The organism is Niveispirillum sp., from assembly GCF_017996735.1.
Taxonomy (GTDB): Bacteria; Pseudomonadota; Alphaproteobacteria; order Azospirillales; family Azospirillaceae; genus Niveispirillum.
In genome coordinates this window covers 1-8,480 of record NZ_JAGOGJ010000200.1, presented here as the reverse complement: position 1 = coordinate 8,480, position 8,480 = coordinate 1, and the positions used below count along the sequence as shown (strand labels likewise).

Annotated in this window: 9 protein-coding genes, 1 tRNA gene and 1 pseudogene; 6 read left to right on the top strand and 5 right to left on the bottom strand. The window is 65.4% G+C overall.

What is annotated here, in order from left to right; translation table 11 throughout:
- Nucleotides 1-110, top strand: a pseudogene (locus KBA48_RS31080) (IS5/IS1182 family transposase); the annotation flags it as partial.
- 100 nt (nucleotides 111-210) lie between these two features.
- The gene (locus tag KBA48_RS31075) at nucleotides 211-510 is read left to right on the top strand and encodes a hypothetical protein (protein ID WP_292912564.1); all 300 of its coding nucleotides are present in this window, start codon (nucleotides 211-213) and stop codon (nucleotides 508-510) included.
- A 6-nt stretch (nucleotides 511-516) separates the two neighbouring features.
- Here KBA48_RS31075 and KBA48_RS31070 read toward each other — a convergent pair whose 3' ends face one another.
- Together KBA48_RS31070 and KBA48_RS31065 are read right to left on the bottom strand one after the other, a co-directional pair.
- Complete coding sequence (locus KBA48_RS31070) at nucleotides 517-2,091, bottom strand: aldehyde dehydrogenase (NADP(+)) (RefSeq protein WP_292912563.1); 1,575 nt, start codon at nucleotides 2,089-2,091, stop codon at nucleotides 517-519.
- A gap of 337 nt (nucleotides 2,092-2,428) precedes the next feature.
- Nucleotides 2,429-2,503: transfer RNA gene (locus KBA48_RS31065), tRNA-Thr, on the bottom strand.
- A gap of 149 nt (nucleotides 2,504-2,652) precedes the next feature.
- On the opposite strand from KBA48_RS31065, the gene KBA48_RS31060 reads away from it, so the two are divergent.
- Together KBA48_RS31060 and KBA48_RS31055 are read left to right on the top strand one after the other, a co-directional pair.
- Nucleotides 2,653-3,498, top strand: coding sequence for an EamA family transporter (locus KBA48_RS31060; RefSeq protein ID WP_292912562.1), 846 nt, complete (start codon nucleotides 2,653-2,655; stop codon nucleotides 3,496-3,498).
- Nucleotides 3,499-3,511: 13 nt separating this feature from the next.
- Nucleotides 3,512-4,060 carry a DUF1697 domain-containing protein gene (locus tag KBA48_RS31055; protein WP_292912561.1) on the top strand — a complete coding sequence of 183 codons (549 nt, stop codon included), beginning with the start codon at nucleotides 3,512-3,514 and terminating at the stop codon, nucleotides 4,058-4,060.
- A 4-nt stretch (nucleotides 4,061-4,064) separates the two neighbouring features.
- Here KBA48_RS31055 and KBA48_RS31050 read toward each other — a convergent pair whose 3' ends face one another.
- Nucleotides 4,065-5,387 carry a cytochrome c peroxidase gene (locus KBA48_RS31050; RefSeq protein ID WP_292912560.1) on the bottom strand — a complete coding sequence of 441 codons (1,323 nt, stop codon included), beginning with the start codon at nucleotides 5,385-5,387 and terminating at the stop codon, nucleotides 4,065-4,067.
- 22 nt (nucleotides 5,388-5,409) lie between these two features.
- A complete protein-coding gene (locus tag KBA48_RS31045; protein WP_292912559.1) occupies nucleotides 5,410-6,201 on the bottom strand; it encodes a hypothetical protein in 792 nt (263 codons plus the stop codon).
- A gap of 148 nt (nucleotides 6,202-6,349) precedes the next feature.
- On the opposite strand from KBA48_RS31045, the gene msrP reads away from it, so the two are divergent.
- Nucleotides 6,350-7,279, top strand: coding sequence for a protein-methionine-sulfoxide reductase catalytic subunit MsrP (gene msrP / locus KBA48_RS31040; protein ID WP_292912558.1), 930 nt, complete (start codon nucleotides 6,350-6,352; stop codon nucleotides 7,277-7,279).
- A complete protein-coding gene (gene msrQ / locus KBA48_RS31035) occupies nucleotides 7,279-7,869 on the top strand; it encodes a protein-methionine-sulfoxide reductase heme-binding subunit MsrQ (protein ID WP_292912557.1) in 591 nt (196 codons plus the stop codon). The genes msrP and msrQ overlap by 1 nt, the downstream gene beginning before the upstream one ends.
- Nucleotides 7,870-7,922: 53 nt before the next feature.
- On the opposite strand, the gene KBA48_RS31030 is transcribed toward msrQ, so the two are convergent.
- Nucleotides 7,923-8,447: a MerR family transcriptional regulator gene (locus KBA48_RS31030; RefSeq protein ID WP_292912556.1), complete on the bottom strand. Its 525-nt coding sequence runs from the start codon at nucleotides 8,445-8,447 to the stop codon at nucleotides 7,923-7,925.
- Nucleotides 8,448-8,480 lie beyond the last annotated feature (33 nt).

The window sequence follows — 8,480 nt, the reverse complement described above, 5'->3', positions numbered from 1 at the left end:
TCTTCTGCAAACTCAAGGAGTTCAAGCGCATCGCCATGAGAGCTTGCAAAACAGACAAAAGCTTTGAAGCCATAATCTATCTCGCCGCTGCTGTCATCAATTCGCGCTGAATCCCCACAGGCCCTAATCCGTCTGCGGCCATGCGCCCGATTGGCGTGCTGCGGTGTTGGTGGCATTGTGATGTCATCAAACCCGTATGGAGGGCCGATCATGCCGCCCCTGGTCCGCTTCATGCTGCGCCACGCCGCCCTGGGTTTTGCCCTGGGTGTGACGTTTGCCGCCATCATCGTCGCCACCGACGCGCTTCACCTGCGCAGTCTGGCCATGGCCACCCCCATGGGCTGGCTGGGATTGGCGGTCTTCTGCTTCCTGACGGGCCTGACCATCGGGTCATTGCAGATCGGCTTTGCCGTCATGCTGCAGGGCAATGATGAACAGGCCGGGCATGGCGGCGGGCACGGGGCGCGGCTGGTGCCGATCCCCGTGCGGGTGGACCGCCGCCGGCGGTAAAGCCCCTTACCCCTTCTGAACCACCCCATCCAGCCGGCGGTTCAGGCCCAGCGGATTGTCACGCTTCAGCGCCGCCGGCAGCAGGGCATCGGGGATGTCCTGATAGCAGACGGGACGCAGGAAGCGGTCGATGGCCAGCGTGCCCACCGACGTGGCGCGCGGATCGCTGGTGGCCGGGAACGGGCCGCCATGCACCATGGCGTGGCAGACCTCCACCCCCGTGGGCCAGCCATTGGCCAGGATGCGGCCCGCGCGGCGTTCCAGCGTGGGAAGCAGGGTGGCGGCGACCGCGTGGTCGCCATCGTCCAGATGAACCGTGGCCGTCAACTGGCCTTCCAGATGTTCCAGCACATCCTTCAGCACGCCCAGGTCCGGACAGCGGATGATGACGGAGGAGGAGCCGAAGACCTCAGCGCCCAAGGCATGGTCGGACAGGAAATCGGCGGCGGTGACGGCGAACAGGGCGCCGGCCCCCTTGTTGCCCGCCACCTCTGCCACGCGGGCGACGGTGGTCACCTTTTCATGGTCGGCCAGGGCCGCCACACCCGTGCGGTAGGCCTGGCAGATGCCGGGCGTCAGCATGGTAATGGGGGCCACGTTCAACAGGGCCGACGACGCGGCGGCGATGAACCGTTCCAGGTCCGGCCCCTCTACGGCCAGGATCAGGCCGGGATTGGTGCAGAACTGGCCCGCACCCATGGTCAGCGAGCCGACAAAGGCCGCACCCAGCGCCTCGGCCCGAGCCGACAGGGCGGCGGGCAGCAGGATCACGGGGTTGATGCTGCTCATCTCCGCATAGACGGGGATGGGTTCGGGACGCGACTGGGCGATGCGGATCAGAGCCTGCCCGCCGCCGCGCGATCCGGTGAAGCCCACCGCCTTGATGCGCCAGTCGGCGACCAGGGCCTGGCCGAATTCCCGCTGTGTGCCAGACAGCATGGAGAACACGCCTTCATGGAAGCCCAGTTCGGCCACGGCGGCGGCGATGGCCTCACCCACCAGTTCCGACGTACCGGGATGGGCCGAATGAACCTTCACCACGACGGGGCAGCCGGCGGCAAGGGCCGAGGCGGTATCGCCACCGGCGACGGAGAAGGCCAGCGGGAAATTGGACGCGCCGAAGACGGCGACGGGGCCGACCGGAATGTTGCGCAGGCGCAGGTCGGCGCGGGGCAGGGGCTTGCGTTCCGGCAGGGCCGGATCGATCCGGGCCCCCAGCCAGTCGCCATTGCGCAGCACGGCGGCGTACAGGCGCAACTGACCGACCGTGCGGCCACGCTCCCCTTCCAGGCGCGCACGCGGCAGCCCGGTTTCGGCCCCGGCGCGGTCCAGCAGCTCATCACCGATGGCCACGATATTGTCGGCAATCTTTTCCAGCAGGCGTGCCCGGTCCTCCGGTGCCGCCTCGCGGAATCCGTCGAAGGCCGCCCAGGCCAGGGCGCAGGCCTGCTCGACATGCGCCGGGGTCGCCTGGGCGAAGGCCGGTTCGATCTGCGCATCGGCGGCGGGATCGACGGCCTTGAACCCGGCCTCGGTGGCGATGCGGCCGCGGCCGATCAACAGTTTCCCATGGAGAGACATCTCTACACTCCCGCTTTGGTGCTTCCTCCTGCCGCCGGTTCGTCCGGGGCTGTCGGGCGACATTGTTACCGCTAACGAATGTCCGATGACAAGCACCGATACGCGGATGCCAGGGATGGGCGGCAGGGGATTGTATCCGTCTGTTCAGATGGAACAGGACAGGGAGGGGGAATGACGACCGCGTGGACACGTCGAAAGCGCCGGGGGGATGAGGAGGGAGGAAGCCCGGGACGACTTTCATCTTGCCAGACAGTTACCTGGGCAAGTTCTTCATGAGAAGATTTGAAAGTCGTCACCGGCTTCCTCAAGCCGCCTCCCAGGAAAAACCGGGAGAAGGTGGTGCCCCGAGTCGGATTTGAACCAACGGCCTACCGCTTACGAAGCGGTTGCTCTACCGCTGAGCTATCGGGGCGCCGTCGCGGTGAAGTGGGCGGGGTTATATCCAAGGCATCTGGGCTTGGCAACAGTGATTTTTGCCTTCTCTGCCGATTATCATCGTCAAGGCCCCGCATAGCACCAATGCGCCTATTGTTTCGGAAGTGAACCGGTTGGAACGGTGCAATGGATGGCTGGGTGGTGCCGCTGGTCTTGGTTGCCGCGGTGATGCATGCGGGCTGGAACAGCCTGCTGAAGGGTGGTGGCGACCGGCTGGTGGGCATCACCATGCTGAATGTCTGGTGCGGCGTGGCCGGGCTGGCGGTGCTGCCCCTGGCCGGACCGCTGGCACCGGCGGCATGGCCCTATCTGGCCGCGTCGTTGATCTTCCATCTGGCCTATCAGCTTTTCCTGGTGCGCACCTACCGTCTGGGTGACCTGTCCCAGGTCTATCCCGTTGCGCGCGGCGCGGCGCCGCCCATGGTGGCCCTGGCCGGGCTGGCGCTGGGCACCGACCCGCTGCGCGTGGGGGAGGCGCTGGCCATCCTGCTGATCGCCGGTGGCATCGCGGCCCTGGCCTTGCGCGGCGGGGCTGCGCTGCGTCGCGACCCGCGCCCCGTGCTGATGGCGCTGGCCACGGCATCCTTCATCGCCGGATACACGACGGTGGATGGGCTGGGCGCCCGCGTCGGCGGGGATTCGGTGGCCTATACCGCCTGGCTGTTCATCCTGAACGCCCCGCCCATGGTGGCGCTGGCCTGGTGGCGTCGCGGCGGCGGCGGACTGTGGCAGGCGATGGCGGCCGGATGGCGGCGCGATCTGGTGGGCGGTGTCATGGCGCTGTCGGGCTATGGCATCGCCATCTGGGCCATGACCCATGCCCCCATCGCCCTGGTCGCGGCGCTGCGCGAAACCAGTGTGATCTTTGCCCTGCTGATCGCCAGGCTGTGGCTGAAGGAACCGGTGGGGCGCTGGCGCACGGGATCGGCCTTGCTGGTCCTGGCGGGAATCGCCACGCTGCGGCTGGCATAAGGGAGAAGGCGCCATGGGGACCCATGTCTGCCTGCTGCGCGGCATCAATGTCGGCGGCAACAAGATCGTGAAGATGGCACTGTGGAAGCAGCTTTACGAAGAGATGGGCTTCACCTGTGTCCGCACCCTGCTGCAAAGCGGGAACATCGTTTTCGATGCGGCGGGGGTGGAAGAAAGGGCGGCATTGACCATGCGGCTGTCCACGGCGTTCGCGGCGCGATTCGGTTTCATGGCTGATCATGTGCTGCGGAACGCCGACGAACTGGACGCCGCCATTGCCGGTAATCCGTTCCCGGATGCGGCGGCGGCAACGCCCAACCATCTTCTGGTGTTCTTTCTGTCGGATGTGCCCGATGCGGGGGCGGCGGCGCGGCTGTCGGCGCTGATCGGGGAAGGGCCGGCGCGGCTGTACCTGTCGGGGGATGTGCTCTATCTTGATGTGGCCGGCGCGGTCCTGCAAAAGACCGTCGATCCGGTGAAGGTGCTGAAGGTGGCCGGCGTCACTGGCACCTCGCGCAACTGGACCACGCTGGGCAAGCTGTTGGCGCTGGCGCGGGCGTAGTAATCTACTCCACCACCTCGACACTCATCTTCATCTTCGGATGGATGTTGCAGACGGCGCGGAAGCGGCCTTCATGGTCAAACAGCACTTCCACCGACTGGCCGGGGTCCTGCACGCCGCTGTCATAATCCATGTCGGCGGCGAAGACGCGGATATTGTGGACGCGCGTATCCTCGTTATGGATGACCAGCTTGCCACCCTTGCGCAGGCGCACGCCGGGCACGCTGAAGGCTGTGTCGCGCTGCGTCACCTCCACCCGCGCCGGTGCCGGGCCGCCGGCCAAGGGGCCGGGGTCGGTGGCGGCCACGGCGGCAACCGTGGCGGGCAGGGCGGTGGGATCGGCGTTCAGCGTATCCAGGAAGGCCAGGATATCGGCCTGTTCCCCCGCATCCAGGTCCAGGCGGGCCGGAAGGTCGCGCGACAGGGTGGGGCGATGCATCACGCCCTGCACATAATGCTGCAACACGGATTTCAGATCGGCGATGGACCCGTCATGCATATAGGGGGCGGTGCGGCCGATCTCGCGCAGGGTGGGGGTCTTCCAGCTATTGAACAGTTCCGGATGCCCCACGGTCCCGCCGCGCCCCGGTCCCGTGGCTGTCAGGCCGATATCGTGGAAGGCGCCATCGGTGAAGGCCCAGCCCTTGTGACAGTTGGAACAGGCGGCCTTTCCATCGAACAGCGCAAATCCGCGCTTGGCGGCGGCACTGATCGCGCCTTCGTCCCCCGCGACCCAGCGGTCGAAGGGGGTGACAGGGGAAACCAGGGTTCGTTCAAAAATGGCGATGGATTTGGCGATATTGTCCAGGTCGATCACCGGATTTTCCGGGAAGGCCCTGGCGAATGCCGCCTCCAGGTCCTTGTCCCCCGACAGTTCGCCCGGCAGGGCGGCCAGATCCTGGTTCATCTCGATGGGATTGGCGATCGGACCCAGAGCCTGCTTTTCCAGGCTGCCGGCGCGGCCATCCCAGAAAAGCTGTTCGGTCCAGGCCAGATTCCACAGCGTCGGCGTATGCATCGGCCCGGCGGCCCCGCCCTCGCCCACGGCGCGCGGACGGGCGTCGGAGAAGCCCTTGGCCGGGTCATGGCAACTGGCGCAGGACATGGTGTTGGCGCCGGACAGGCGCTTGTCCTCGAACAGGCGCTTGCCCAGGTCCAGCTTGGCCGGGCTGAACGGATTGTCGGTGGGGTAGGGCGCGCTGTCGGGTCGCACCCAGGCGGCAAGGTTGGACGGCCGGTCGGCCTGTGCCCCAGGCCCGGCCAGCCCCAGTGCAAAGACCAGGGAAACCGCGGCCAAAGCCAATCCCGAACGCCGAACCTTGCCCATGATGCGACAATTTCCTGTTGATTTACCGCAGACGGCTCAACGCCAGTTCGACATTGGAGACCAGGGCCGACACCTCACCCGGCGGCGTGGCCTTGCCCGTGGGCGGCTGCAGCGTGGCCCAGACGGGGGCCAGCTTGTCGAAGGATTTGGCCACTGTGCCGGTGGGATCGCTGCTGGCGGCCGAAGCGGACAGGCGCAACAGATAGACCTTGGCAATGGCATAGAAACCGCGCCCGTCCTGATATTCCACGGGGCTGGTGATCACCCCATCCTCGATGGCGGCCGCATATTCCGACGCAGCGGTGCGCAGCAGCGTGGCGATGACGGGGGTCAGGAAGGCGGGCTTGGTCCGGTCGGCAGCGGGGATGGTGGCCTCGGCCTTCACAATGGCCTGTTCGACCTTGTCCAGGGCCTTGGTCACATCGGCGGCCGGCGCGTTCTTGCGCGCCAGGGCGACCAGCGCGTCAAGGTCTGCCTCGAAGCCGACCTTACGGCCGTCCAGCGTGGGACGGGCGCCGTCATAGATTTCTTCGGCCGGATGCAGGAAGTGCGGGATGGCATCCTTGCCCCGGCCCGCGTGATACAATTCCCGTCCGACGGACAGATGGCCGCGGATCAGCCCCAGCGAACCCTGAAGCTGCTGATCTTCGGACAGATTGTCGAAAGCGCCCAACTCACCACCTTCGCCCCCTTCGGCGGCGGCCGGCGGGGTGGCGCCGTGACCGGCATGATGATCCTGTGCCAGGACGGTTCCCGCCTGACCCAGGGCCATGCACAGGCCCACACCCACCCAAAGCTTCGCATTGAACTGCATCACATCCTCCATCAGTTTTCAGCTTATATTGCAAATTACTCGCAAGCGCGGAAGCCAAATCGACGCACCCGGCGGCACAGGACACTGTTCGGCCATGGTTAATCGGCTTATGTATCTGTCCATACGCCCCGGACAGAGGACCCTCCCCATGCTGCTGCGCCATGCCCCGGATTTGTGCGAGCGCGAGGTGACGCCGCGCGATCTCTATCTCAACCGCCGTCATCTTCTGGCGGGGTTCGGTGGGATGATGCTGGCGGGAACGGGGGTGGCCCATGCCGCGGTGAAAAGCCCGTTCAGCACGGATGAGGCTCTGACCAGCCTGAAGGACATTACCAGCTATAATAATTTCTACGAATTCGGCACCGACAAGTCCGATCCGGCCCGCAATGCCGGCCGCCTGACGGTGAAGCCCTGGAAGGTGAAGATCGACGGCATGGTGGGCAAGCCGGGTGACTATGACCTGGACGACATCCTGAAGGGCGTCACCATCGAGGAGCGCATCTATCGCATGCGCTGTGTGGAGGGGTGGTCCATGGTCATTCCCTGGAACGGGTTCCCGCTGGCCAGCCTGCTGAAGCGGGTGGAGCCGCAATCGGGCGCGAAATTCGTGGCGTTTGAGACGCTGGTGCGCCCGTCGGAAATGTCGGGGCAGGGCGGGTTCTTCAAGATCCTGGATTGGCCCTATGTAGAGGGTTTGCGCCTGGATGAGGCGATGAATCCGCTGACGCTGCTGGCCACGGGTCTTTATGGCGAGAACCTGCCCAACCAGAATGGGGCGCCGTTGCGGCTGGTCGTGCCGTGGAAATATGGGTTCAAGGGCATCAAGTCGATCGTGCGCATCAGCCTGACCGACAAGCAGCCGCCCACAAGCTGGAACATCCAGGCGCCGCAGGAATATGGATTCTATTCCAATGTGAATCCGGAGGTCGACCATCCGCGCTGGAGCCAGGCGACGGAGCGGCGGATTGGCGATGGCGGCGGTCTGTTCGCCAAACGCCGCCCGACCCTGCCCTTCAATGGCTATGCCGAGCAGGTGGCTGGGCTGTATACCGGCATGGATCTGCGGAAATTCTATTGATGGCCCTCGCCAATCTGCGCATCCAGCCGCGTTTTCCCACCTGGCCCGTCTATCTGGCGGGGCTGCTGCCGGCGCTCTGGTATCTCTATCAGATCTTTTATGGCGACCTGGGGGCCGACCCGGCCAAGACCCTGGAACATGCCATGGGGGAATGGGCGCTGCGGTTCCTGATCCTGGGCCTGGCCATCACGCCGCTGCGCCGGGAATTTGGTATCGGCCTGTTGAAATATCGCCGCGCCATCGGGTTGGCAGCGTTCTTTTATGTGGTGCTGCATCTGCTGGTCTATCTGCTGCTGGACCAGGGCTTGGACTGGTCGGCCATCTGGGCCGATATCGTGAAACGGCCTTATATCACCATCGGCATGGCGGGTTTCCTGTTGCTGCTGCCCCTGGCGGCGACCAGCTTCAACGCCGCCATCCGCTGGCTGGGCGGACGTAACTGGAACCGGCTGCACAAGCTGGTATATCCGGCCGTGCTGGCCGGGGCCGTACATTATGTGATGCTGGTGAAAAGCTGGCCGCTGGAGCCGCTGGTCTATCTGGGAATCGTGCTGGCACTGCTGGCCTGGCGGGTATGGCGGCGGGCCTGAGGGGCACGAAAGCTTGACCATCGGTCATGTTTTCGTGCCGCTGGTATGACCCGTCAATCCAGCAGGCGGCGCAGCGCCGTCAGGTCCATGAGGATTTCCGACAGCACCTCGCGCACTTCGGGCGACAGGGGCTGTTTGCGCCGTCGGGTGGGGGGCTTCTTTTCGGGCGGCGGTTCGTCCGTTTCCTCGTCCCCGGCCAGCAGGGCCAGTTCCTCGGGCGAGGTATCGTCGCCGCCCTCATCCTCGTCGAACAGGCTGGGCATGCGGGTGCCGGGGGGCGGCAGACCGGCCAGTCCCCGCGACTCGCGCAGAAGTTTCTGAACGCCCTTGATCGTATAACCGTCCTGATAAAGCAGCGCCTGGATACGCCGCAGCAGTTCCACATCGTCGGGACGGTAATAACGCCGGCCGCCGCCGCGCTTCAAAGGCTTGATCTGGGGAAACTTGGTTTCCCAGAAGCGCAGGACGTGCTGTGGCACCTCCAGATCGCCGGAAACCTCGCTGATGGTGCGGAAGGCGGAGGCTGACTTGGACGCCCCTGCCTTGGCCCGCGCCCCATCGCTGGTTTCCTCGATCATCGACGGGTTCAGCCCTGTCCCTTATACACATAT

What these genes read in the sequence shown, in the direction of transcription:
- KBA48_RS31075 (WP_292912564.1), top strand. Translation starts at nt 211, where the DNA reads ATGCCGCCCCTGGTCCGCTTCATGCTGCGCCACGCCGCCCTGGGTTTT.
- msrQ (WP_292912557.1), top strand. Translation starts at nt 7,279, where the DNA reads ATGGCCCTCGCCAATCTGCGCATCCAGCCGCGTTTTCCCACCTGGCCC.
- KBA48_RS31050 (WP_292912560.1), bottom strand. Translation starts at nt 5,387, where the DNA reads ATGGGCAAGGTTCGGCGTTCGGGATTGGCTTTGGCCGCGGTTTCCCTG.
- KBA48_RS31045 (WP_292912559.1), bottom strand. Translation starts at nt 6,201, where the DNA reads ATGCAGTTCAATGCGAAGCTTTGGGTGGGTGTGGGCCTGTGCATGGCC.
- KBA48_RS31070 (WP_292912563.1), bottom strand. Translation starts at nt 2,091, where the DNA reads ATGTCTCTCCATGGGAAACTGTTGATCGGCCGCGGCCGCATCGCCACC.
- KBA48_RS31060 (WP_292912562.1), top strand. Translation starts at nt 2,653, where the DNA reads ATGGATGGCTGGGTGGTGCCGCTGGTCTTGGTTGCCGCGGTGATGCAT.
- msrP (WP_292912558.1), top strand. Translation starts at nt 6,350, where the DNA reads ATGCTGCTGCGCCATGCCCCGGATTTGTGCGAGCGCGAGGTGACGCCG.
- KBA48_RS31030 (WP_292912556.1), bottom strand. Translation starts at nt 8,447, where the DNA reads ATGATCGAGGAAACCAGCGATGGGGCGCGGGCCAAGGCAGGGGCGTCC.
- KBA48_RS31055 (WP_292912561.1), top strand. Translation starts at nt 3,512, where the DNA reads ATGGGGACCCATGTCTGCCTGCTGCGCGGCATCAATGTCGGCGGCAAC.